Here is a 21,663-nt window from a genome sequence, read left to right as displayed (position 1 = left end):
ATCCTCTGGCCTATGAACGCTCCTCGATGATCTGATCGAGGAGCCCGTACTCCAAGGCAGCGGTCGCGGTGAACACGCGATCGTGATCGGTGTCGGCGCGTAGGGTCTCGATCGTCTGGCCGGTGTGCCGCGACAGTATGCGCTCGATGTCTGCTCGGACACGGACGACCTCGTCAGCCTGCAAGATGAGATCGGGGATCGTGCCGCGTCCCTGAGCGGCTGGTTGGTGCAGGATCACTCGTGCGTGCGGGAGAGCGGCACGCTTTCCTTCGGCGCCCGCGGCAAGAAGGACGGCACCCACCGCGACGGCCTGTCCGACGCAGGTGGTCGAAACCCGGGGGCGGATATGACGCATGGTGTCATATATCGCGAGCATCGCGCTCGGATCCCCGCCTTCGCAGTTGATGTAGAACTGTATTTCGGCATCGGGGTTGTCCGACTCGAGAAATATCAGTTGGGCGATGAGAGCGTTGGCGACGCCCGCGTCGATCGCGGTGCCCAGATAGATGATCCGCTCGGTGAGCAGGTGCGAGTAGACATCCATGATGCGCTCGCCACGAGAATTCTGCGTGATGACGTTGGGAATCGTATACGTGCTCACTGGCCGCCTCCTTCGGTCACGTCGAATCCGAGCCGTGGGCGATTGCGCGGCGCGATTTCGTCGAAATTTTGTACGATCGCATCTATGAAGCCGTAGTCCAGTGCCTCTCGCGCCGTGTACCAGCGATCGTGCAGAGAATCCTCGAATATGCGCTCGACGGACTGCCCCGTGTCCTCGGCGATGAGGCCGAGCACCGTGTCGCGAGTATGCCGAAGGTCGCCGGCCTGCAGTTCGATGTCGACTGCGGTGCCACCGATTCCCGCCGAGCCCTGGTGCATCAGGACACGTGCGTGTGGCAGGGCGCGACGCTTCCCTGGGGCGCCCGACGACAGCAAGAACTGCCCGGCGCTGTAAGCGATGCCCAGCACGAGGGTCGACACGTCACAGGGAATGAGTCGAATGATGTCGCGGATCGCGAGCATCGAGGGAACCGACCCACCCGGCGAGTGAATCCACAAGGCGATGTCCGCCGAGGCGTCCTGCGTGGCGAGCGCAATCAGTTGCGTGGCCAGCAGCGTCCCGTTGTCGTCATCGAGAGGGCCGTCGAGAACGAGAACGCGCTGGTCGTAGAGTTCGCGCCTGACCCGCGAATTGAACAGTGGAAGATTCGATTCTCCGCTCATGAGCCCATCATGTGAGGCGATCCGGACCGAGGTCGACACGATCCGCTTGGGGCAGATCTGCTCTGAGCAGCGGGACTCGAGTTCCGTTCCGTGTTCTTAGGCCACCTCCCGTGACCGGGAAGTGGCCTTTTCGATCTTGTGCAGCTGCAAAGTACGGCTGAGATGGCGCTTGGGTGAGCACGCCCACAATGATGGTGCGCGTGGCGATACTCCGGTTTTTGGCACTCGGGCTCATCGGTGGCGTCATGGTGATCCCGTTCCTAGGGGGTCATCGTGGCAGCGACTTCGAGCACCTCCGTCTCTCGGCTCTGATAGGCCTGAACTTGGGTCAGCTCGTGACCGTCCCGCTCGGGTTGCTGATCGGCATCGTGCTTGTCGCGAGGCGGTCGTGGACGCGTCCTCCCGGTTACGTGCTGGCTGCGGCCACGATCATGTTCGGTGTGGTTGTAGCGACGCAGGCGTGGGCCATGGCGGACTGGGCCGAAGGCCGACCTGCCGGGATCGGCGATCCAGACGGAGAGGTAGGCCTCGGGGGGCTGAACGTTCTCGCGGGTGGGTTCACGGTCCTCCTAGGCGTCTCCATCGCCTTGATTCGGTGGTCTGGTTGGGAGCCGGAGGCGGCTTCGGTGCGTCAGAGGTCCGCACGAAGGGCGCGACGGAGGAGGCGTAAGTCATCGGCCCACGTCAAAGGCCATTCCCCATGATCGGGGAACGGCCTCATTCGCCTTTGTCGGCGCTGGATGCCGCTACGAGTCCAGATGATCACCAAGCTTCTTGAGCGTTCGGCGCGACTCTTCGGATGAGACGCGCAGTCGTGACGATCTCAGGGGAGTCAGTGCGGAGCGGGCCCTTGTCCGGACTGACGAAGATGATGCCCTCGTTCCCGTCCAGGACGAACGCGGTCAACAGCGGGTGGCGGCCAGAGATCGCTAGGCGTCGCGTCGCAGGGTGAACCAGAAGGTCGGCACCGAGTTGGTGCCCGGTGTGACGTCGATCACTTCCCAGCCGGTGAACCTGGCGTGGAGTTCGTCGGCGGTGACGCCCGCCGCCCACGACGTGACCTCAGGGGTGGGATTGCCGAGCGGCTCGGGACCGTACCCGAACATCAGCAACCGTGCTCCGGGAGTGGCGCGGTCGGTGAGTCCGGCGGCGTAGGCGTCGCGGCGGTGCAGGGGGATCCCGCAGTAGCAGCTCAGGTCGAAGAACAGGTCGAAGGGCCCGGGCGCGTCCAGCTCGTCGAGGCGGGTGGCGTCTCCGTGCAGCAGTCGCACCGCCACCCCAGCCGCCTCGGCCTTCTCCCGGGCCTGGTCGACGGCGCTGTCGATCAGGTCGACGGCCGTCACCTCCCAGCCGTGCCGGGCGAGGTAGATCGCGTTGGTCCCCGTGCCGCAACCGAGTTCGAGGGCGCGGCCGGGCGGCGGCGCGCCGTGCCCCTCTACCAGGGCCACCAGCTCGGGTGGCGTCACGCCGGTGTCCCACGGCGGCTTGCCGGCGCGGTAGTAGCCCTCCAGCGCGCGATGGACGGACTCCTCCTCCTGGTCTCGCAGCGTTGAGGTCGGGCCCGTGTTGGGCTGGTCCATCGTCCCCTCCAAGAATTCAGAGTCAAACTCTAGTGTTGTTCTCTAAAGTTATACTCGCAATATGGACAGAGTCAATCGGCCGGACAAGCGAGCCGAGCGCTCACGCCGCACCCGGGCGAAGGTCATCGAGGCGGCTCGCGAGCTGTTCGTCGCGCAGGGGTACGGGGCGACGAGCCTTCAGGAGGTCGCGGACCGGGCGGGCGTGGCCGTCCAGACGGTCTACTTCGTCTTCCGCAACAAGCGCACGCTGTTCAAGGACGTGGTGGACACGTCCATCGCCGGGGACACCGAGCCTGTCGCCATCATGGATCGTGAGTGGTTCCGCGCCGCCTGCGCCGAGCCCACCGCGGCGGGGCAACTGCGCGCGCACATCCGCGGCACCCACGAGATCCTGGGCCGGGTCGCCCCGATCATGCCGTTGATCGCGGCCGCCGCGGCCACCGACCCTGAGATCGCCGCGCAGTGGCCGGACGGTCCCGACCCGCGTTACACCGTGCAGCACGCGGCGGCCGAGGCCCTGGCCGGCAAGCCCGACGCCCGTCCCGGCCTCTCTGTCGAGATGGCGGCTGACCTGCTGTTCGGCCTGCTCAGCCCGCAGCTCTACCTGATCTTCGTCCGTGACCGCGGCTGGTCACCGGACACGTGGGAAGAGTGGGCCCGCACCGCTCTGACCTCCCAGCTCTGCGCCGACCCAGGGTGAAGTGGGCGGAGGTTCTGATCTAGCCGATGAGGGCCTCGGTGATCTGACGGGTGGTCTGCGCGGCGACCCTCGGGTCGACAGCGGCGTAGGCGGTGTAGGCGTTCAGGCCGGTGGCGAGGGCCCAGCCGCGACCCCGGGTCCAGGTGGCGTCGTCCACGTCGAGCGCGGCGCGGAAGGCGGCCCGGCTGCCGGCCGACATCAGGGTGAAGGCGATCATCAGATCACAGGCCGGATCGCCGATGCCGAGCCCGCCGAAGTCGATCACCGCGCTGAGACGGCCGTCGACGGTCAGCAGGTTGCCGGTGTGGAAGTCGCCGTGGAACCAGACCGGAGGGCGGTCCCATCCGGGAGCGTTCACGGCCGCGTTCCACAGTTCGGTCATGACGGTGGCGTCGAACACCTCGCCGACCTCGGCGATGGCGGCTCGCGTCGCGCGATCCCGGTCCACCAACGGGCGGCCCTGGAGGCTTTCACGGGTCGCCAGGGCTTGGATGTCCTCGGGCGCGAACTGTCGCAGGGCTGCCAGGAATTCCGCCAGTCGGACGGCGGCCGTGGACGAGTCGGCCAGTGCCTCGACGGTCGCCACCTCGCCCTCCAGCCAAGAGGACACCGCCCACCGCCACGGATAGCCGAAGCCGGGCTCACCCACGCCCACCGGCACCGGGATGGCCAGGGGTAGTCGCGGGGCGAGCCGGGGCAGCCACTCGAGTTCCTTCTCGGCCTGTCCGATGGCGCCGCTGTGGCGGGGCAGCCGGACGGACAGCTGTTCGCCCAGCCGGTAGATCACATGGTCCGAGCCGGCCGGATCCAGCAGTTCCAGCGGCAACGCGGCCCACTGCGGGAACTGCGTATCGACCAGCTTCCTGACCAGCGCGGCATCGATCGTGGGCCGGGTGTCCGTCGTTCTCACGGCTGCCAAGAACTCCTGCGATCGGCCCGCTCCGTGCGGCGGGCGGCTGAACCATCGCAGTGCACCGCGGCTCGCCTGTCGACCGAATTTCGGCAGGGCTGGTCACCCGCCGCCCGGAAGCTGCCAAAGATCAGTCGACGGCCGTCGCGACACGCCCGCACTCAGGGTTACAGCCACCTTGCAGAGAGCTACTGCTAGAACCCATCTGTGGAGCAACCGCGTGCTCCGGTGCAGAGGAAAGAGGAGTTCCCTGATGTCCTGGCAGAGATTCCGCGCGCAGGGCCCGGCCCGCGACGTCCGGCGAGCGTTTCCGGCCCGGCTCCTGGTCGCGGCGAGCCTCGCGGCCGGCGTCGTGACGCTCCCGGCCCTGCCCGCCGACGCCGCCACCGTGTCCGTGAGGTGCTCGGTCTCGGACCTCGTCAGGGCCATCAGGAACGCCAACAACTCGCCGGGCCCCGACACGCTCAACCTGTCCCACAGGTGCCACTACCGCCTGGTGCGTCCTGATACCGCGAACCCCGCCAACGGGTTGCCGGCCATCACCAGCGACATCACGATCAACGGCAACGGCGCGGCGATCACGCGGGCCAAGACCGCCCCCGCCTTCCGCATCCTCCTCGTGGCCGGCACGGGCACCCTCACGCTCAACAGGGCCACCATCAGCGGCGGCAGGGCGACGGACTGCCCCGGTGCGCCGGCCCCGCCCAATCCTCCCGGGCTGGTCTGCGGTGGCGGCATCAACAACCAAGGCACCCTGACGGTGAACCACAGCCGGGTGATCGGCAATACCGCCACGTCCGGGGTCTTCGCCGAGGGCGGCGGCATCGACAGCGACGGCACCGCGACCTTGAACAACACCGACGTCAGCTACAACACCGCCAGTTACACCGGCACCGACCCGAGCGCCGCCGCGGGCGGCGGGATCGCCAACGACGGCCCGATGACGGTCAGGCACAGCCGGGTGACCGGCAACACCGTCCACGTCACCAGGAGATCCCGTGACAGCTTCGCTTTCGGCGCCGGCCACGCCGCCTTCGCCGCCACGACGATCGTCCACAGCACGATCAGCGGCAACCGCGCCAGTGCCCCGGGCGGCACCGCGCGGGGCGCGCTGACCAGCGCGGTCGACATGACCGTGACCGACACCTTCATCCGGGGCAACACCGCCAGCGCCTGGCGTGGCACCGTGACCGGCGGCGGAGTCGCGTACACCGGCACCATGCTCATGACCCGCACGCACGTCACCGGCAATCGAGCCATCGCCGAGGGCGGCAACGCGCTGGCCGGCGGGATCCGGATCGGCCCAGGCGGTCAGCTCACCCTGCGCGACAGCGCGGTGATCGGCAACATCGTCAGTGCCCCCCGTGGCAGGAGCGCCGTGGGCGGCGGCATCGACAACTCCGCCGGCGGCACCCTGACAAGCAGCCAATCGAAGATCATCAAGAATGTCGCCACAGCCCTGGGCCCCGGCACGGCACGCGGCGGTGGCCTCTTCAACGCCATCGGCTCGGCGAGCCTGACCGACAGCGTCGTCACCGGCAACACAGCCGGCGACGGGGGCGGCATCTTCGAAGAGTCCGGCGCGGTCACGCTGAGCGACAGCGTGGTCAGGGGCAATCGGCCGAACAACTGCGCCCCACCCAACAGCGTCCCCGGCTGCGTCGGCTGACCGAGCCGGGCAGCTCAGAGCAGCGCCAGCAGGGACCTGGCGTTCGCGCCGCCCTGGCGGTCGCCGGTCTCCTCGAAGACCTCCAGCGCCGCCCGGGCCAGCTCGCGCGAGCGTACGGTCGCGCCCTCCGAACGGTTGACCTTCGCCAGGGCCAGCAGGGCCTGCGCGTCGAGCAGCCGGTCGCCGAGTCGTACGGCGATGCTCCGGGCCCGTTCGGCGGCGGCGCGCGCGTCCGGTCGCGCGCCCTGCGCCAGGTGTACGGCCGACAGCTCCAGAAGCGTGTCGGCCTGGCGGTGCCGGTCGCCGAGCTCGGCCAGGCGACCGGCGGCGGCCAGCAGCCGGTCGGCGGCCTCGTCCGGCCGGCCCGCGCGGCGCAGCATGACACCGAGAACCTGCTCGGCGTCTGCGGCGTCGCGCTGGTTCTCCGCCGCATCCAGGCAGGCCAGCAGGGCACGCTCCGCCTCCGCCAGGCGGCCCAGCTCCAGGTGGACGCGGCCGAGCCGGCGCGTGGCGTGGGCGACCTCGCGGGCGTGTCCCCGGCTCCGGAACATCTCCACCGCCAGCCGGAGCCGCTCCTCCGCCCGCTGCCAGTCCCGCTCGGCCAGGTGCAGGTCACCCTGGTCCAGCAGGATGAGCGCCTCGCCCAGACCGTCGCCCGCCCGCCGCGCCGACTCCATCGCAAGCCCCGCCAAGGTCCGCCAGTCGTCCAGGAACCGGTGCCGCTCCAGGTAGGGCGTCAGCAGGTGGGCCAGCCGCCAGCAGCCGTCGTCCAGCCCGGCGGCGCCCAGGTCGGCGACCAGGCTTACCAGGAACGCCCGCTCGGCCGCCAGCCACTCGACCGACTCCCTGATGTCCCTGGTCGCCACGGCCGTGGCCGGATCTCCCGACACCAGCGGGAACCGCGACGCCCGCACGCGCGACAGCGCCACGTCCGCCAGCTTCGCCAGCGTCCCCGGCGCCGGCTGCTCGCGCGCGAACAGCCGGGTCAGGTCGTGCAGCCGGTAACGCACCTGCCCGGCCGCGTCCACGCCGTGCGTCTCCAGCAGGCCCGCGTCCACCAGCGCCTCCGCCTGCCCGCCGAACAGTTCGGTCACCCAGTCGGCGAAGTCCGGCGCGGACAGCGCGCCCAGCCCGCGTAACGTCAGACTCGCCGCCTCCGGCAGCCCGTCGAACCCGATCGCGAACACGCTGCGCACCGTCAGGTCGCCCGCGCGCAGCCGGTCGAGCCGCTGGTGCTCGTCCTCCAGCAGACCCACCAGATAGTCGGCGGTCCACTCGGGGCGGGCCGCCAGCCGGGAGCCCGCGATGCGCAGGGCGATCGGCAGGCCGCCGCAGAAGCGCGCGAGCCGCCGCAAGGCGCCGTCCGCCGCCCGGCCCGAGCTCTTGACCAGCAGCTCCAGCGCCTCACCGTCGTCCAGCACGCCCACCGGCAGCCGCCGCGCGCCGGGCAGGCCGCCCAGCGGGGAACGGCTGGTGACGATCGTCGGGCACGAGGTCAGCAGCGGCCGCACCTGCGCCTCGCCGGCGGCGTTGTCCAGCACCACCAGGAGCTTGCGGTTGGCGGTGTAAGTGCGGAACAGCCGCTCGCGCTGCTCAGGCGCGGCCGGCATCGCCCGGGCCGGGCAGCCGAGCCAGCGCAGGAAGTCCTCCAGTACGGCCGCCGGGGCCGTGGTCTCGCGCAGGTCGGCGTACAGGATGCCGTCGGGGAAGTGGGGGCGCCGCCGCCACGCCGCGTGCACGGCCAGCGCCGACTTGCCCGCCCCCGCCTGCCCGTGCACCACGACGAGGCCGCCCGCCACGTCCTCCAGCAGCTCGGCCCGGCCGGTGAAGTCGGCCACGTCGGGCGGCAGCAGCACCGGCGGCCCGGCCGACACGTGCAGCGAGGCGTCGTCGTGCAGCATGCGATGGTAGAGCAGCTGGAGCTCCGGGTCCGGCTCGATGGCGTGGCCGCCGTCGAGCTGGTCGCGCAGCACCGCGTACGAGGCCAGCGCGTCCACCCGGCGCCCGCTGCGGTAGAGCGCCAGCATGTACTGGCCGCGGAACCGCTGCCACGTCGGGTGCTGCCGCGTCAGCCGGCGCAGCTCGGCCAGCAGCTCGCGATGGCGCCCGGCGTCCAGGTCGGCCTGCACCCGGCGCTCCAGCGCCAGCAGCCGCAGCTCCTCCAGCTCCTCGCGCAGCCGCCGGGTCTCCACCCACCGCTCGCCCTCGGGGTCCACGTCGTCCAGCGCCTCGCCGCGCCACAGGGCCAGCGCCTCCTCGTACGCGCCCCGGTCCACCAGCAGCCGGAACCGATCGACGTCGAGCTGCCCGTCACCGAGGTTCAGCAGGTACGCGCCGGACACAGTGGTGATCGTCCCCTGTCCGATGAGCCGCCGGAGCTGCCCCACGTACCCGCGGACGAGCGAGTCGGACCGGTCGCCGCCCTCGTGCGGCCACAGCAGCCTGCGCAGCCGCTCGGCCGTCAGCGGCCGGCCCGCGTTGAGCAGGAACATCGCCAGGAGATCGCGATGCTTGCGCACGGTCGGGGTGCAGTTCTTGCCGTCGGTGTCGCGGACCTCCAGCGGGCCCATGATGCGGAACTCCACGGCTCCTCCCTATCAGGAAGCCCGCTCGCGCGGACGATGAGCGCGGGCCTCACCGCAAGGGCGGGTCGGCCAGTTTCGCCCGTTCGAGGGCCAGCTCGGCCCACCACTCGCCCGCCTCCGGCGACACGACGCCGCGCTCCGGGTCCTTCTCGCCGTCGGTGCCGCGCCGGCACCGGCCTCCTGACGTGCCCGCCCGCGCGATCCACAGGTAGGCGTCCACCAGCTCCTCGCCCGTCGCCGTGGTCGGCCGGTCGCCGACGCCCCTGCCCGGCGGGTTGCACCAGGTCTGCGGGTCGGGGTAGCTCCTGGCCGGGGCCCAGGAGCCCTGGCCGTTCCTGCCGGTGTCGACGACGAAGTGCGGCATGGCGGCCGGGTCCGCCCGCACGTCCGCGGGGCAGTCCTTCCGGCCGGTGGCGCGCCGGACGGCGACGCAGGCCGACAGCTTCTTGCCGTACGCGACGGCCTTCTCGGTGCGCTGGAAGCCGGCCGTGTTGACGAAGAAGCCGTCCGCCCGGTCGATGCTCGCGCCGATCAGGCGTTCGGCCATGGGTTCCGTGCCCGGCCAGAGGTCCTGGCCGCCGTCGAGGTAGACGGCGGTGTTCGGGTTGGACTTGAGGGCCTGGACGGCCTGGCGCAGGTCTTCGTAGCGCTGATCAGAGGAGCCCTGGGGGTCGCAGTTCGCCGTGCCGGGCAGCCTGGCGAGGCTGCCGGGCTCCAGGATGACCGCCGCGCGTGCGTCGCCGATCTGGGCGGCTATGCCCTTGATCCAGTCGTGGTAGGCGGCGAGGTCGGCGGAGGCGGCCGGGCCGCACTCGCTGCCCGGCAGGCGGTTGATCAGGAACACGGGCACGGCGTCCCGCTGCCCGGCGGCCGTGACGGCGTCCTTCACCTTGGCGCCGGCCTCGGGCTTGCCGAGGCGGATGGCGTACGGGATGGCGGCCAGTTTCGTCATGAGCTCGGCGTCCTTCGGCCGGTCCTCGGCCCAGAGCTTCGCCTGGCGGTCGGCCTCCGGCTCGGGTGGGGCGTAGAAGCGGACGTCCTTCCCGGCCCGCAGGGGGTTCCGCGCGGCGGTGGTTCGAGAGGCCGCCGGAGACGGCGTGTCGACCGTACCCTTGGCCGTCGGATCCCGGACGCCCTGCCCCTGCGACGCGAACGCCGCCGCCACCCCGGCCGTGGCGACGACCACGGCAGCGGCCCCGGCCACCCACTTGCGCCGGCCGTCCACGACGCGCGCCGCTTGTGCCGGTGCGGGTCCGGAGGATGAGGACCGGGGTGGCCTGGTCGGGCCGGCCCGTTCGGCGCTCCCGCCCGTGTCGTTCGGGGGAGCGACGGGTAACGGGATGGACGTGCTGAGGTGGTCCAGGATCTCCTGGGCGGTGGGACGGTCCGCGGGCGTCTTGAGCAGGGCGGCCGCGACCACGTCGTGCAACTGGCCGGAGAGCCCGTGCAGGGCCGGGGGGTCGTTGACGATGCGGAGGAGGACCGTGGGCACCGAGCCCGAACCGAAGGGCGACGCCCCGGCCGCGGCGAAGGCCACCGTGGAGCCCCACGAGAAGATGTCCGACGCGGGACCCACCTGCGAGCCCGAGACCTGCTCGGGAGACATGTACGCCGGCGTCCCCACGATCGCGCTGCTCATCTCCGCGTCGGCGAGGCGGGCGATGCCGAAGTCGATGACCTTGGGCCCCACCTGGGACAGCAGCACGTTGGCCGGTTTGAGGTCGCGGTGCACCACCCCCGCCCCGTGGATGGCCCGCAGCGCCACCGCCATGGACGCCGCCAGCCCGTCCAGCGCCGAGCCCTTCAGCGGCCCCGACCGGCGCACGACGTCCTCGATGTTCGGTCCCTCGACGTACTCGGTGACCAGGTAGGCCGTCTCGCCCTCGACGTCGGCGTCCAGCACCGGAGCCGTGCAGAAGCGGGCGACCCGCCGGGCGGCGGCGACCTCGCGGGCGAAGCGGCGGCGGAAGTCGGCATCCGCGCTCATCCTGTGGTGGATGAGCTTCACGGCCACCCGCGTGCCGTCCGGTCCCTCACCCAGGTAGACGACCCCCATCCCGCCCTCGCCCAGCCGGGCGAGCAGGACGTACGGCCCGGCCAGGCGTGGATCCCCGTCGCGCAACGCCTCCAAGGTCATAGACCGTCAGGTTAGCCCGCGGCCGGTGGCCCTTCCAGACCTCACTCTTCCGCCCGGTGCGAGCTACGGCGACATCCACGGCCGGAGCTTCCGCGGGTTGCGGACCGCCCAGATCCGGGTGACACGGCCGTCGGCGACATCGAACGAGGCCACGACCACGACTTCCCCGGCACGCCGGGCCACCAGGCCCGGCACGCCGTTGACCGACCGCTCCAGGAGTTCGAGCCCGGGCGCCTTGTCGGCGATGGCGACCATGTACTGAGCGATGCGCGCGCCGCCTTCGACCGGGCGCAGGACGGTGCCGACCACGCCGCCGCCGTCGGCGGTCATCACGGCGGCCGGGTCGAGGAGGTCGACGAGGGCCGCGATGTCCTTCGTCTCCCATGCCTCTTTCACCCGCCGCACCGTGTCGGCCTGCCCGGCCGCCGTCACGGGAGCGCGCGCGACGCCCACCCGCCGCCGCGCGGAGGCCGCCAGCTGCTTGCAGGCCGCAGGGGTACGGCCGAGGACGCCGGCGATCTCGGCGAAGGGGTAACGGAACACGTCGTGCAGGACGAACGCCACCCGCTCGGCCGGCGTCATCGACTCCAGGACGACGAGGAAGGCCATGGTCACCGATTCGTCCAGGACCAACTGGTCGGCGGGGTCGGCGCCCTGGCCATGGTCCCACTCGGCGCGGTCGGGCAGCGGCTCGGGCAGCCACGCGCCGACATAGCGTTCGCGCCGGGCCCGCGCCGATCCGAGCACGTCCAGGCAGATGCGGCCGGTCACCGTCGTCAGCCAGGCGCCGGGGGACACGATCTCCTCCTGCCGGCTCGGCGGCAGCGCGTACCAGCGCGCGTAGGCCTCTTGCACGGCGTCCTCGGCCTCGGCCAGCGAACCGAGCAACCGGTAGGCCACGTTGATCAGTTGGCGCCGCTCACCGGCTGTCCCATCGGTGCTGGCCGTCACCACGCTGCCGACCGCCTTACCTTTCGCGGGCCCGCGTCGTCGGGCTGGTGAGACCTTATCCATGCACCGCCTCCGGGCGGAAAGGAGACCTTGTCATGGCCACCCAGGCGACGGCACAGCGCGGCCTCTCGTTTCTGCGGGTCGCGATCGCCCTGCAGACCCTGACCATCTTCTTTCAGGCGGTCTCCGCCGGACTGCTGCTGACCTCGTCCCACGGAGAGACGCTGCACAGCGCGGGAGCCCGCGTGATGTTCGGGGCGTCGGTGCTGTACGTGCTCGCGGCGGTGCTGGCGTGGAAGCCGGGCGGCGGCTCACCCCGGCCCGTCTGGCAGGCGGCCGGCTTCCTCGCCCTCGCCTCCGTCCAGGTCGTGCTCGGCATCGCGCACGTGCCGTCGATCCATCTCCCTCTCGGCGTCCTGATGTTCGGGCTGAGCGTTCTGGCGCTGGCGCGGGAGCTTTGACATCCTCAAGAACCTCGTGCGGCGGGCTGCTCGGGCGAAGCGGGCACCACGATCTCTTCGGTGTCCTTGTGACGGGTCACCCAGAAGTACACCAGCGCCCCGGCGAGCAGCACGATCGAGGTCCACTGGTTGATCCGCAGGTCCAGGAACATGACCGCGTGGTCCACCCCGCCGACCGGGTCGATCCGCAGCCCTTCGATCCAGAACCGCCCCAGCGTGTAACCGGCGACGTAGAGGGCGAACAGGCGGCCGTGGCGGAGCGTGAACCGTCTGCCGGCGTAGATCAGGGCGAAGCCGAGCGCGACGTTCCACAGCGACTCGTACAGGAATGTCGGATGGTAGAGCACGCCCGGCTGGCCGCCGTGCGCCTGGTCGATCTCCAGGCCCCACGGCAACGTGGTCGGGCTCCCGTACAGCTCCTGGTTGAACCAGTTGCCCCAGCGGGCGATCGCCTGCCCGAACGCGATGCCGGGCGCGACCGCGTCGGCCACGGCGCTGACGGACAGTCCCCGGCGGCGGCAGGCCAGCCACACGCCCACGCCTCCCAGGGCGACCGCGCCCCAGATGCTCATCCCGCCTTCCCAGATGAACAGCGCCTGGTAGGGCTCCTTGATCGCGCGCGGGCCGAAGTACAGCTGCCAGTCGGTGATGACGTGGTAGAGGCGGGCGCCGATCAGGCCGAACACCACCCCGGGCACCGCGATGTCGGTGATCGCGCCCTCCTCGCCACCCCGCGCGCGCCAGCGACGCTGACTGAGCCAGACGCCGAAGGCGATGCCGACGATGAAGCACAGCGCGTACGCCCGGATCGGAATGAATCCGAGATGCCAGACACCTTCGGAAGGGCTGGGAATCGAGGCGAGGGGCATGACCGTGACGGTAGCCGATGCGGCCCCCATTCGTCGCGTGCGCGATGCGTACGGGGTGAGGTCGTCAGGCGATGTCGAGTACGGCCTTGCCGTGCAGGCGGCGGCCCAGGAGGGCGTCGATCGCCTCGGCGGCCTTGTCCCAGGGGCCGCGCCAGGAGATCTGCGGGGTGAGGACGCCCGCGGCGACCTTGGCGGCCAGCCAGGTGAGGTCGGGGCCGAGGCCGGACTCGCCGGGCAGGTAGAAGGACACGATGGAGCGGTCGTGGCCGCGGTCGCCGGACAGCATCGGGTACGGGAAGCTCTCGCCCTCGCCTGTCACCCGGCCCACCGCGACGAGGGCGCCGCCGGGGGCGAGGCGGTCGTAGGCCGCGACGAGGTGGTGACCGCCCACCATGTCGAGGACGCCGTGCACCGGTTCGTCCACGTTCTCCGGGCCGGCGAACACTTCGTCGGCTCCGAGGGCGCGCAGGGTGTCGCCGTGCGCGGCGGGGTCGCCGGTGGAGGCGATGACGTGGGCGCCGGCCAGCCGGGCGAGCTGGACGGCGTACCGGCCGACGCCTCCTGTCGCGCCGGTGATCAGCACCCGCCTGCCGAGGACCGGGCCGAGACGGCGCAGGGCGCGCAGGGCCGAGAGTCCCGCGACGGGGATCGTGCTGATCGCGCCGGGGTCGGCGCCCTCGGGCACGGTGCCGATCATGCCGGTGTGCACGGCGCGCTGTTCGGCCCAGGCGCCGGCCATGCCGAGGGTGATCACGGGGGTGCCCGCCGGTGGGCTCGATCCGTCGCCGGCGGGCCGGACCACCACTCCGGCGGCGTCCCAGCCCAGGACCGCGCCCGCCGGCGCCCCCTGCCGCGCCAGGGACGCTTCGCCGTGGTTCAGGGACGTGGCGGTCACGCGTACGAGAGCCTCATCCGGTGCGGGGACGGGGTCGGGCGTCTCGCCCAGGCGGAGCCCGCCGGGAGCCGCGGGGTCGGTGATCAAAGCGCGCATGGTGGTGCCTTTCGTCGAAGTGCGCCGACATGGCTCACTATAACGCCACTCAGTGGCATAAACCTCCTGTAGGCGTTAGCGCATCCGTTACACTTGGAGGGGTGGACAGCATCGCACCGACCCGCCCGGCCGTACTCGCCCGCCGGGTGATGCCCGAGGACGAACTCCGTGACCTGCCGCTGCGCGAGCGGAAGAAGGCGCGGACCCGGCAGGCCCTGATCGACACGGCGCTGGAGCTGTTCACCGAGCGGGGCTTCGACGGCGTGACGCTCGACGAGCTGTGTGACGCGGTGGAGATCTCCAAGCGCACGTTCTTCCGCACCTTCACCAGCAAGGAGGACGTGGCCGGCGCGCCCACGCACGATCTGTGGATCGCCTTCCTCGACGACATCGAGTCCCGCGATCCTTCCGGCGCCGCGATCCTGCCGTTCCTGTGCGACGCGCTGCTCTCCGTCATCGACCGGATGCCCGCCGAGGGGTGGACCCGCCGCGTCCTGCTCAACCTGCGGCTGGCCGACAAGACCCCGTCGCTGGACGCGCACTGCCGTTACCTGTGCGACCTCATCACCCGCACCGCCCTCGACATCCTGTCTCGCCGCTTCGACGTGCCGCAGGAACGCGACGATCCCCGTCTTCGCCTGGCCCTGGACATGGCGGTCGCGGCCTTTCACCACGCCCTGGAAGGGTGGGCCGCCGACCCGGCGGAGCCCACCCGCGCCTCCCTGACGGCCCGCATACGCGACACCTTCACCGCCGTCCCCGGCGCCTTGACCCTGACCCTCACGCCCCGCTGACTACGGAAGAGAACGCAAGGGTACGCAGGCGCGTCGATTCTCCGTCACGCCTGACTAGGTAGTTGTCAGTCGAAGAGTTCTTCGACGCTTCGTACGGTGACCGCCTTGTGGATCCACGACTCGAGCGTTTCCTGGTCGGTGCAGCCGAGGATGCGTTCCCGCGTCTCGTCGGACACTTCGAGGCCGCGTGTCTCGAGAACCATCAGGATCGCTTTGGCCTCTCCCTTGGCTTCTCCCAAGCTCTCGCCGTGGGCGATCCAGCCGCGTACCCACGGGTGCTTGATCTCATCCAGGACGGCCACTGCGATCTCCCTCCCGCGTCCCAGCATGCCGGAATGTTACTCCGAGTCATTGCCTGCTTTCGCGGGGTGGCTCGGAGGAGACAGTCGTCGGGGGCGTCGGGTCTGCGGCGGCTGCCTGTTCCAGGCGGCGGAAGCCTGACTAGGTAGTTGTCAGTCGAAGAGTTCTTCGACGCTTCGTACGGTGACCGCCTTGTGGATCCACGCTTCGAGCGTTTCCTGGTCGGTGCAGCCGAGGATGCGTTCCCGCGTCTCGTCGGACACTTCGAGGCCACGTGTCTCGAGAACCATCAGGATCGCTTTGGCCTCTCCTCTGGCCTCTCCTCTGGCCTCTCCCTTGGCTTCTCCCAAGCTCTCGCCGTGGGCGATCCAGCCGCGTACCCACGGGTGCTTGATCTCATCCAGGACGGCCACTGCGATCTCCCTGAACTTGGTGACAACGGACTCGGGCAGCAGCGCGAGTACCAGATCAGAATAACTCCGCTGCTCCTGGGACAGGTGCTGCTGTGAGTCATGCAGTACTTGCAGGACTTTGAGGCCTTCGTCGCCATCGCCATGCACGACGGCGGACAGGGCGGTCAGCTCGGGCTCGGCGATGGCGCGGGCGATATCGGTGATCATGGGCACCTGTTCCGGGCCCACCACCACCGGGCAGAGGACCCAGCCGGGATGCCCCATGTCGATATGAGTGGCGCACCTTCTGGCTTCCGCCGCGTCGGAGCAGAAGACGAGAAGGACGCAGGGACACTTGAGGCGCGCCCGCAGCGTGGCCAGATATACCGGCCACGACCAGTGTTTTCGTCTGTCGTATCTGCGTTGCACCTCCAGTACGACGGCGAAGACTCGCTTGTCGTCGACCATGGCGACGACCGAGTCCGCGCGGTATTCGGTAGGCCGGCAGTCGTTCAGGTCGGCGCTTTCCAGCCGGGCCTCCTTGAACGCGGGCACCTTGAGGCCGACTTCGGCCAGCAGGGTCGCGACCAGGGAGGGTCGATGGCGGACGAGTTCGATGAGGAACTCGTGCTCCTGCGTCAGCATGCCTGAATATTACTCACAGCTACTGCTTGTTTACTGTGAGTTTCGGCTGTTCGCTCAGTTGCGTTCGAGGGTGAGGAGTGGCTCGGAGAAGACGGGTGCCGGGGCGTCGGGGTCTGCGGCGACCGCCTGTTCGAGGCGGCGGAAGCCGGTCTCCAGGTCGTCGGGGCTGAGCTGGGCGAAGAACGAAAGGGTACGCAGGCGCAGTCGTTCGAGCATGTCGCCGAGGGTGCCGTAGGACGGCTCGGTGACCGTGCGGAAGTCGGTGACGCGCCAGCCGTCCGACGTGAACATCGCGATGACCTCGTGCAGCGGCTGGAACAGGGCGGCGTCCACCTCGTAGCCGCGGGGGAAGTGTTCCAGCCACCACGGCCTGGGGTGGTGGTCGCTGAAGTTGGCGCGCAGCAGGAGGCGCCCGCCGGGCCTGAGCACCCTGGCCAGCTCGCGGGCCGCGCGTGGTTTGTCCTGGACGTGGTGCCAGGACAGGAACATGAGCGCGTAGTCGGCGCAGGCGGACGGCACCGGCATGTCCTCGGCGGAGCCTGCCAGATAGCGCACCTCGGGATGGCGGGACTGGGCCTGCGCTGTCTCGCGCATGCGGATCGACGGCTCGACGCCGGTGACAGGGCCGAACGCGCGCGCCAGTGCGGGGGTGAACCTGCCGGTCCCGGAGCCGACGTCCAGCCCGGCGAGCGGGCGCGCCTCGGGCAGCGCCGCCTCGAAGGCGCTGATCCATGTCCGCAGTTGCTGCTCGTCGAGCGCCCGGCCGCGCGCGTAGTCCTGGTGCTGCTCGGTGTCGTAGTCGATCCGCCTCATCGCAGCTCCCGCCTCACCGGGTCACCCCGATGTATCGACTTGATATATCGGGACGATATGCAGGATCACGCCACGACGCAAGGTCACGACGAGGGCAGGCGCACGGTCATCGTCAGCCCGCCTTCCTCGCGCGGTTCGGCCACGACGGTGCCCTGGTGAGCCTGGGCCGTGGCGCGCACGATGGACAGCCCCAGCCCGGTGCCGCGGTCGGAGCGCACCCGGTCGGTCCGCAGACGGCGGAACGGCTCGAAGATCGCTTTCAGGTCGTACGCGGGCTCGGACGCCGCGCTCATGGTCCGCAGGATCGCGGGAGTCACCGACGTCAGCGCCACCGGCACCGTGGCCGCGACCATCCGCAGGACCTACCGCGTTCCCAAGGAGGACACGGGCGGACTGACCGTCCAGGCCACCTCCCTGGACCTGCTGGACACGCTCGACGGGCGCGTGGGCACCGGACGGTGGCTCGACGAGGCGATCGCCCGCCAGCCCGCGGTCGTCCTCGGCGCGGTCGCCGCCCGGAGGCTCGGCGTCACCCGTACCGGAGTCCAGGTGTGGGTGGGCGAGCGGTGGTTCACCGTGACGGGCGTGCTCACCTCGCTGCCGCTGGCGCCGGAGATCGACCGGGCCGCGCTGATCGGATTCCCGGTCGCGCGGGAGCGGCTCGGCTTCGACGGCCATCCCACGACCTTCTACGAGCGGTCGACCGAGGAATCGGTGGCGCGGGTCAGGGGCATGCTCGCCCGGACGGTCAGCCCCGAGCGGCCGCACGAGGTCGCGGTCTCACGCCCGTCGGACGCGCTGGCGGCCCGCGCTGCCGCCGCGGGCACCTTCACCAACCTGCTGCTGGGGCTCGGCGCGGTCGCGCTGCTCGTCGGCGGGGTGGGCGTGGCCAACACGATGGTGATCTCGGTGCTGGAGCGACGCAAGGAGATCGGGCTGCGCCGGGCGCTCGGCGCCACGCGGGGGCAGATCAGGATCCACTTCCTGACGGAGTCGCTGCTGCTGTCGGTGCTCGGCGGGGTGGCAGGACTCGCGCTCGGCGGCCTGGTGACCACGGGGTACGCGCTGTCGCGGGGCTGGCCGCCCACGGTGCCGCCCTGGGTGCTGGGGGGCGCCTTCGCCGCCACGCTGGCCGTCGGTGCGGTGGCCGGGATCTACCCGGCGATCAGGGCCTCCCGGCTGGCTCCCACGGCGGCCCTCGCGGCAAGCTGACATCCGGCCGGGAACGTGGAAACGCTCCCGGCAGGACACCTATGACCGGAGTCCCGGTGCCGAGAAGAACACCGGAATCTTCAGGACATCCCTACGGCCGGGCGAGGGCGTACATCTTCGTGGAGCCGACCTTGATCGTGGTGCAGTAGTACTCGGGACCCGCGGAGTTGGCGTCGGAGTTGCACTGCTTCGCGCCCGCGGTGGTGTACGGATACCACCTGACGACGACCTGGGCGGAGGCCGGGGCCGGAGCGAGGACGACGGTCATCGCGGCGGCGGCGATGGCGGTCGACAGGCCTAGAGAGATACGCCTCATGGCAACCTTCATGCGCGAATCCTTTCGAGGTATGGAGCCTTGCGGAAAGACGACGGTGAACGCCGATTCCGACGGCCCTATCCACGGAATTTCGGTCCGAGCCTATGGATGACGTGCCTGTTTTCCGCCTGTTTTCCGCACGAGTCAGAGGCAGGGACCGGTCCCCGCGCGGCCGGAGGGATGCCCTGATCTGGGGCGATGTCGTGATCTTTCCGCCTGTCGGCCCTACACTCGTGCGGAGTCAGGAGGTGGGGAGGGGGCAGGGAGCCGCTGATGGCAGGTGGGGACGCTTCCGCGCCGGCGACGCTGTTCCGCCTCCTCGGGCCCGTCCAACTGGAGGCGGGGGCCGAACGGGTCACCTTCTCCGGCAAGCAGGGAGCCCTCCTCACGGCCCTGCTGCTGCACGCCGATCGCGTGGTCTCGACGCAGCGGCTGGCGGAGGCGGTCTGGGGCGAGCCGTTGCCCAGCGGCTCGGCCTCCCGGGTCAGGATGCTCGTCTCCGAGGTGCGCCGTGCCTGCGCCGCCCTGGGAACCGACGTCATCGCCACCCAGCGGCCGGGCTACGTCCTGCGGCCGTCCCCTGGAGGGCTCGACCTCGCCTGCTTCAACTCCCGGGTGGCGCTCGCCCGCGAAGCGGTGGCCGAGGGCCGGTCCGAGGAGGCGCTCGGCCACTTCGACCGGGCGCTGGGCTGGTGGCGGGGCGCCCCGCTCGCCGGGGTCACCGGCTCGTTCGCCGAGGCGCAGGCCGAGTGGCTGGACGGGCTGAGACTCGACGCGCTGGAGGAGCGGCAGTCCGTGCTGCTGGCCCTGGGCAGGAACACCGACGTCGTCACGGAGGCCCGCGCGCTGGCGGCCGAGGCCCCGCTCAGGGAACGCCTCCACGGGCAGCTCATGCGGGCGCTGTACGAGAGCGGACGGCGCGGCGAGGCACTGGAGGTGTACCGGCAGTTCCGGGACCGGTCGGTCGGCGAGCTGGGCCTGGAGCCCACGAACGAGCTCCAGCGGCTGCAGCGGCTGATCCTGCGGTCCGACGCGGGCCCGCGCGAGCGACCGGGCACGGACCGCGCGCCGCGGCGGGACGAGCCGCCCGTGCTGCCCGTGCCCAGCCAGCTCCCCGCGGCCCCCGCGTCCTTCACCAACAGGAGCGCCGAACTGCGGGAACTCGACCGGCAGCTCGGCGCGGACAGCGTCGGCGTCGCCGTGATCAGCGGGCCCGGCGGCATCGGCAAGACCTGGCTGGCGCTCCACTGGGCGCACACCCACCGCGACCGCTATCCCGACGGACAGCTGTACGCGAACCTCCGCGGTTTCGACGACGCCGAGGAACCGGTGCCGCCGGGCACCGTGCTGCGGCACTTCCTGGGAGCGCTGGGTGTGCCCCCCACGGTCATCCCCGTGGAACAGGAGGCGCAGGCCGCGCTCTACCGTTCCGTCCTGGCGGAGCGCCGGCTGCTCGTCGTGCTGGACAACGCCAGGGACAGCGCCCAGGTGACGCCGCTCATCCCGGGAAGGCCGGGCTGCACCGTGCTGGTCACCAGCCGCAACCGGCTCGTGAGCCTGCACGCCACGCACTCCGCCCGGCTGCTGGAGGTCGGCGCCTTCTCCGACGAGGAGGCCCACCACATGCTCTCCCACCACCTCGGCCCGGAGACCATGGCCGCAGACCCCGCCTCCGTCGGCGTGCTGCTGGAGCACAGCGGCGGCCTGCCCCTGGCCCTGGGCGTGCTGGCCGCCCGTGTCAGCGCGCATCCGGGCTTCCCCCTGGCCGTTCTCGCCCGGGAGCTCCGCGATCCGGCCACCAGGCTCGACGCGCTGCAGACCGGCGATCTGGGCGCCGGTCTGCGTGCCGTGTTCGCCTCCTCGTACGCGGCGCTGGACGCGCGGGCCGCGCGGCTCTTCCTCCTGCTGGGGACGGCCCCGGGCCCCGAGATCGGCCTGCCCGCGACGGCCGCGCTCGCCGGGCTCCCGCCCGCCGAGACCCGCGCCCTGATCTCCACGCTCGAGACCGCGAACCTGGTCCGGCAGGTCTCCCCCGGCCGCTACTGGATGCACGACCTCGTCCGGCTGTACGCCGCCGAACAGGCCGAGGCCGACCTGCCCGCCGGCACGCGGCGACAGGCTCTGGTACGCCTGATCGAGGCCTACACGGCGATGGCCTGCGCAGCGGACCGGGTGCTCTACCCCCACCGCCCCGCCATCGCGGCCCCTCCCTGGCAGGGGGACGACCCGGCCTTCGAGGACGCCACGGCCGCGCTGGCCTGGTTCGAGACCGAACTGCCGTGCCTGCTGGTCGCGCACCACCTGACCCCCGGGCTGGGCATGGACGCGGCGGGCTGGCAGCTCGCCTGGGGCATGAACACCTTCCTGCTGCGCCGCTCCTTCAACAGGGAGCGGCTCGCCTCCTGGGAGATCGCGCTGGCGGCCGCGGACCGGCTGGACGACCCGCACACCACCGCCGTCGTCCACTGGCACACGGGATACGCCCACGCGGCGGCCGACCGGATCGACGAGGCGATCGACCACCTCGACCGGGCGCTGGAGCTGTTCGAGCGGGCCAGGGACTGGTCCAGGCTGGCCCAGGTGCACCACACGGTGGGCTGGATGTGGAGCGTGCGCGGGCAGCCGCGGCGCGGGCTCCGCCACGCGCGGGCCGCGCTGCGGCTCCAGCGCGAGGCGGGCGACCCCATCTGGGAGGCCAACGCCCTCAGCGCCGTGGGCTGGATCCGCCTGCAGCTCGGCGAGCACGAGGCGGCGCGCGACGCCTGCGAGCGGGCACTCACGCTCTTCCGCCGCCACCACGACCGCGGTGGCGAGGCCGCCACGCTCGACAGCCTCGGCATGCTCGCCTTCCGCCAGGGCGAGTACGAGCGCGCGCTGGAGTACTACGGGCAGTGTCTCGACCTGCGCAAGATCACCGGGAACGCCTTCCAGAGCGCCGACACGCTGGTCGGCCTGGGCGACGCGCACCATGCGCTCGGAGACGACACGGCGGCGAGGGACGCCTGGCGGGACGCGCTGGCCCTGTACGAGTCGCAGCATCGCCGTGCCGAGGCCGAGCGGGTGCGGGAGAAGGTCTCGGCGACGCGTGATTGACAGGGGCGGCCCCGCGCTCGG

The 21,663-nt window shown here is 71.2% G+C and carries 21 protein-coding genes; 7 read left to right on the top strand and 14 right to left on the bottom strand.

The annotated features are described in order from the left end of the window. Nucleotides 1–10 precede the first annotated feature (10 nt). Nucleotides 11–601, bottom strand: coding sequence for a ClpP family protease (locus ACIBF7_RS04720; protein ID WP_219546817.1), 591 nt, complete (start codon nt 599–601; stop codon nt 11–13). Then, nucleotides 598–1,224, bottom strand: coding sequence for a ClpP family protease (locus ACIBF7_RS04715; protein WP_397196454.1), 627 nt, complete (start codon nt 1,222–1,224; stop codon nt 598–600). The genes ACIBF7_RS04720 and ACIBF7_RS04715 overlap by 4 nt, the downstream gene beginning before the upstream one ends. A gap of 200 nt (nt 1,225–1,424) precedes the next feature. Here ACIBF7_RS04715 and ACIBF7_RS04710 point away from each other — a divergent pair, with 200 nt between their 5' ends. Then, nucleotides 1,425–1,928: a hypothetical protein gene (locus ACIBF7_RS04710; RefSeq protein WP_397196453.1), complete on the top strand. Its 504-nt coding sequence runs from the start codon at nt 1,425–1,427 to the stop codon at nt 1,926–1,928. Between the two features lie 225 nt (nt 1,929–2,153). On the opposite strand, the gene ACIBF7_RS04705 is transcribed toward ACIBF7_RS04710, so the two are convergent. Then, complete coding sequence (locus ACIBF7_RS04705) at nt 2,154–2,804, bottom strand: class I SAM-dependent methyltransferase (RefSeq protein ID WP_397196452.1); 651 nt, start codon at nt 2,802–2,804, stop codon at nt 2,154–2,156. Between the two features lie 61 nt (nt 2,805–2,865). On the opposite strand from ACIBF7_RS04705, the gene ACIBF7_RS04700 reads away from it, so the two are divergent. Then, complete coding sequence (locus ACIBF7_RS04700) at nt 2,866–3,504, top strand: TetR/AcrR family transcriptional regulator (protein WP_397196451.1); 639 nt, start codon at nt 2,866–2,868, stop codon at nt 3,502–3,504. A 19-nt stretch (nt 3,505–3,523) separates the two neighbouring features. Here the strand turns inward: ACIBF7_RS04700 and ACIBF7_RS04695 are convergent, their stop codons facing one another. Continuing rightward, a complete protein-coding gene (locus ACIBF7_RS04695; protein WP_397196450.1) occupies nt 3,524–4,414 on the bottom strand; it encodes an aminoglycoside phosphotransferase family protein in 891 nt (296 codons plus the stop codon). Nucleotides 4,415–4,667: 253 nt separating this feature from the next. On the opposite strand from ACIBF7_RS04695, the gene ACIBF7_RS04690 reads away from it, so the two are divergent. Next, nucleotides 4,668–6,083 carry a hypothetical protein gene (locus ACIBF7_RS04690; RefSeq protein ID WP_397196449.1) on the top strand — a complete coding sequence of 472 codons (1,416 nt, stop codon included), beginning with the start codon at nt 4,668–4,670 and terminating at the stop codon, nt 6,081–6,083. 14 nt (nt 6,084–6,097) lie between these two features. Here ACIBF7_RS04690 and ACIBF7_RS04685 read toward each other — a convergent pair whose 3' ends face one another. The 3 genes from ACIBF7_RS04685 to sigJ form a co-directional block, all read right to left on the bottom strand. Continuing rightward, nucleotides 6,098–8,668 (bottom strand): BTAD domain-containing putative transcriptional regulator, encoded by a 2,571-nt coding sequence (locus tag ACIBF7_RS04685; RefSeq protein ID WP_397196448.1) that lies wholly within the window; start codon nt 8,666–8,668, stop codon nt 6,098–6,100. Between the two features lie 49 nt (nt 8,669–8,717). Further along, complete coding sequence (locus ACIBF7_RS04680; protein WP_397196447.1) at nt 8,718–10,805, bottom strand: glycoside hydrolase family 6 protein; 2,088 nt, start codon at nt 10,803–10,805, stop codon at nt 8,718–8,720. A 63-nt stretch (nt 10,806–10,868) separates the two neighbouring features. Then, nucleotides 10,869–11,759 carry an RNA polymerase sigma factor SigJ gene (gene sigJ, locus ACIBF7_RS04675; RefSeq protein ID WP_397196446.1) on the bottom strand — a complete coding sequence of 297 codons (891 nt, stop codon included), beginning with the start codon at nt 11,757–11,759 and terminating at the stop codon, nt 10,869–10,871. A 92-nt stretch (nt 11,760–11,851) separates the two neighbouring features. On the opposite strand from sigJ, the gene ACIBF7_RS04670 reads away from it, so the two are divergent. Next, a complete protein-coding gene (locus ACIBF7_RS04670; RefSeq protein ID WP_397196445.1) occupies nt 11,852–12,217 on the top strand; it encodes a hypothetical protein in 366 nt (121 codons plus the stop codon). A 5-nt stretch (nt 12,218–12,222) separates the two neighbouring features. On the opposite strand, the gene lgt is transcribed toward ACIBF7_RS04670, so the two are convergent. Beyond that, nucleotides 12,223–13,086 (bottom strand): prolipoprotein diacylglyceryl transferase, encoded by an 864-nt coding sequence (lgt, locus tag ACIBF7_RS04665; RefSeq protein WP_148035877.1) that lies wholly within the window; start codon nt 13,084–13,086, stop codon nt 12,223–12,225. Nucleotides 13,087–13,150: 64 nt separating this feature from the next. Beyond that, nucleotides 13,151–14,077, bottom strand: coding sequence for a zinc-binding dehydrogenase (locus ACIBF7_RS04660; RefSeq protein ID WP_397196444.1), 927 nt, complete (start codon nt 14,075–14,077; stop codon nt 13,151–13,153). Between the two features lie 101 nt (nt 14,078–14,178). Here ACIBF7_RS04660 and ACIBF7_RS04655 point away from each other — a divergent pair, with 101 nt between their 5' ends. Then, nucleotides 14,179–14,871, top strand: coding sequence for a TetR/AcrR family transcriptional regulator (locus tag ACIBF7_RS04655; protein WP_397196443.1), 693 nt, complete (start codon nt 14,179–14,181; stop codon nt 14,869–14,871). A gap of 65 nt (nt 14,872–14,936) precedes the next feature. On the opposite strand, the gene ACIBF7_RS04650 is transcribed toward ACIBF7_RS04655, so the two are convergent. The 4 genes from ACIBF7_RS04650 to ACIBF7_RS04635 all read right to left on the bottom strand — a co-directional run bounded on the left by ACIBF7_RS04650 (nt 14,937) and on the right by ACIBF7_RS04635 (nt 17,314). Continuing rightward, nucleotides 14,937–15,200 (bottom strand): hypothetical protein, encoded by a 264-nt coding sequence (locus ACIBF7_RS04650; RefSeq protein ID WP_397196442.1) that lies wholly within the window; start codon nt 15,198–15,200, stop codon nt 14,937–14,939. Between the two features lie 123 nt (nt 15,201–15,323). Continuing rightward, nucleotides 15,324–16,208, bottom strand: coding sequence for a hypothetical protein (locus ACIBF7_RS04645; protein WP_397196441.1), 885 nt, complete (start codon nt 16,206–16,208; stop codon nt 15,324–15,326). A gap of 54 nt (nt 16,209–16,262) precedes the next feature. After that, nucleotides 16,263–17,021: a class I SAM-dependent methyltransferase gene (locus ACIBF7_RS04640; RefSeq protein ID WP_397196440.1), complete on the bottom strand. Its 759-nt coding sequence runs from the start codon at nt 17,019–17,021 to the stop codon at nt 16,263–16,265. A gap of 83 nt (nt 17,022–17,104) precedes the next feature. Continuing rightward, nucleotides 17,105–17,314 carry an ATP-binding protein gene (locus ACIBF7_RS04635; protein ID WP_397196439.1) on the bottom strand — a complete coding sequence of 70 codons (210 nt, stop codon included), beginning with the start codon at nt 17,312–17,314 and terminating at the stop codon, nt 17,105–17,107. On the opposite strand from ACIBF7_RS04635, the gene ACIBF7_RS04630 reads away from it, so the two are divergent. After that, on the top strand, nt 17,313–18,233 hold the full coding sequence (locus ACIBF7_RS04630; protein ID WP_397196438.1) for an ABC transporter permease: 921 nt from the start codon (nt 17,313–17,315) through the stop codon (nt 18,231–18,233). The genes ACIBF7_RS04635 and ACIBF7_RS04630 overlap by 2 nt on opposite strands. A 91-nt stretch (nt 18,234–18,324) precedes the next feature. Here the strand turns inward: ACIBF7_RS04630 and ACIBF7_RS04625 are convergent, their stop codons facing one another. Then, nucleotides 18,325–18,561, bottom strand: coding sequence for a hypothetical protein (locus ACIBF7_RS04625; RefSeq protein ID WP_271277023.1), 237 nt, complete (start codon nt 18,559–18,561; stop codon nt 18,325–18,327). Between the two features lie 261 nt (nt 18,562–18,822). Here ACIBF7_RS04625 and ACIBF7_RS04620 point away from each other — a divergent pair, with 261 nt between their 5' ends. Then, nucleotides 18,823–21,642, top strand: coding sequence for a BTAD domain-containing putative transcriptional regulator (locus ACIBF7_RS04620; protein ID WP_397196437.1), 2,820 nt, complete (start codon nt 18,823–18,825; stop codon nt 21,640–21,642). Nucleotides 21,643–21,663 lie beyond the last annotated feature (21 nt).

Origin of the sequence: Nonomuraea sp. NPDC050478, from assembly GCF_044458265.1 — a bacterium.
Taxonomy (GTDB): Bacteria; Actinomycetota; Actinomycetes; order Streptosporangiales; family Streptosporangiaceae; genus Nonomuraea; species Nonomuraea ferruginea.
This window is presented reverse-complemented; position numbering and strand designations above follow the sequence as displayed.

Bases quoted from the DNA above. Each gene is read 5' to 3' on its own strand.
- ACIBF7_RS04715 (WP_397196454.1), bottom strand. From the start codon at position 1,224: ATGAGCGGAGAATCGAATCTTCCACTGTTCAATTCGCGGGTCAGGCGC.
- ACIBF7_RS04700 (WP_397196451.1), top strand. From the start codon at position 2,866: ATGGACAGAGTCAATCGGCCGGACAAGCGAGCCGAGCGCTCACGCCGC.
- lgt (WP_148035877.1), bottom strand. From the start codon at position 13,086: ATGCCCCTCGCCTCGATTCCCAGCCCTTCCGAAGGTGTCTGGCATCTC.
- ACIBF7_RS04670 (WP_397196445.1), top strand. From the start codon at position 11,852: ATGGCCACCCAGGCGACGGCACAGCGCGGCCTCTCGTTTCTGCGGGTC.
- ACIBF7_RS04690 (WP_397196449.1), top strand. From the start codon at position 4,668: ATGTCCTGGCAGAGATTCCGCGCGCAGGGCCCGGCCCGCGACGTCCGG.
- ACIBF7_RS04630 (WP_397196438.1), top strand. From the start codon at position 17,313: ATGGTCCGCAGGATCGCGGGAGTCACCGACGTCAGCGCCACCGGCACC.
- ACIBF7_RS04620 (WP_397196437.1), top strand. From the start codon at position 18,823: ATGGCAGGTGGGGACGCTTCCGCGCCGGCGACGCTGTTCCGCCTCCTC.
- ACIBF7_RS04640 (WP_397196440.1), bottom strand. From the start codon at position 17,021: ATGAGGCGGATCGACTACGACACCGAGCAGCACCAGGACTACGCGCGC.
- ACIBF7_RS04650 (WP_397196442.1), bottom strand. From the start codon at position 15,200: ATGCTGGGACGCGGGAGGGAGATCGCAGTGGCCGTCCTGGATGAGATC.
- ACIBF7_RS04635 (WP_397196439.1), bottom strand. From the start codon at position 17,314: ATGAGCGCGGCGTCCGAGCCCGCGTACGACCTGAAAGCGATCTTCGAG.
- ACIBF7_RS04645 (WP_397196441.1), bottom strand. From the start codon at position 16,208: ATGCTGACGCAGGAGCACGAGTTCCTCATCGAACTCGTCCGCCATCGA.
- ACIBF7_RS04680 (WP_397196447.1), bottom strand. From the start codon at position 10,805: ATGACCTTGGAGGCGTTGCGCGACGGGGATCCACGCCTGGCCGGGCCG.
- ACIBF7_RS04660 (WP_397196444.1), bottom strand. From the start codon at position 14,077: ATGCGCGCTTTGATCACCGACCCCGCGGCTCCCGGCGGGCTCCGCCTG.
- ACIBF7_RS04705 (WP_397196452.1), bottom strand. From the start codon at position 2,804: ATGGACCAGCCCAACACGGGCCCGACCTCAACGCTGCGAGACCAGGAG.
- ACIBF7_RS04625 (WP_271277023.1), bottom strand. From the start codon at position 18,561: ATGAAGGTTGCCATGAGGCGTATCTCTCTAGGCCTGTCGACCGCCATC.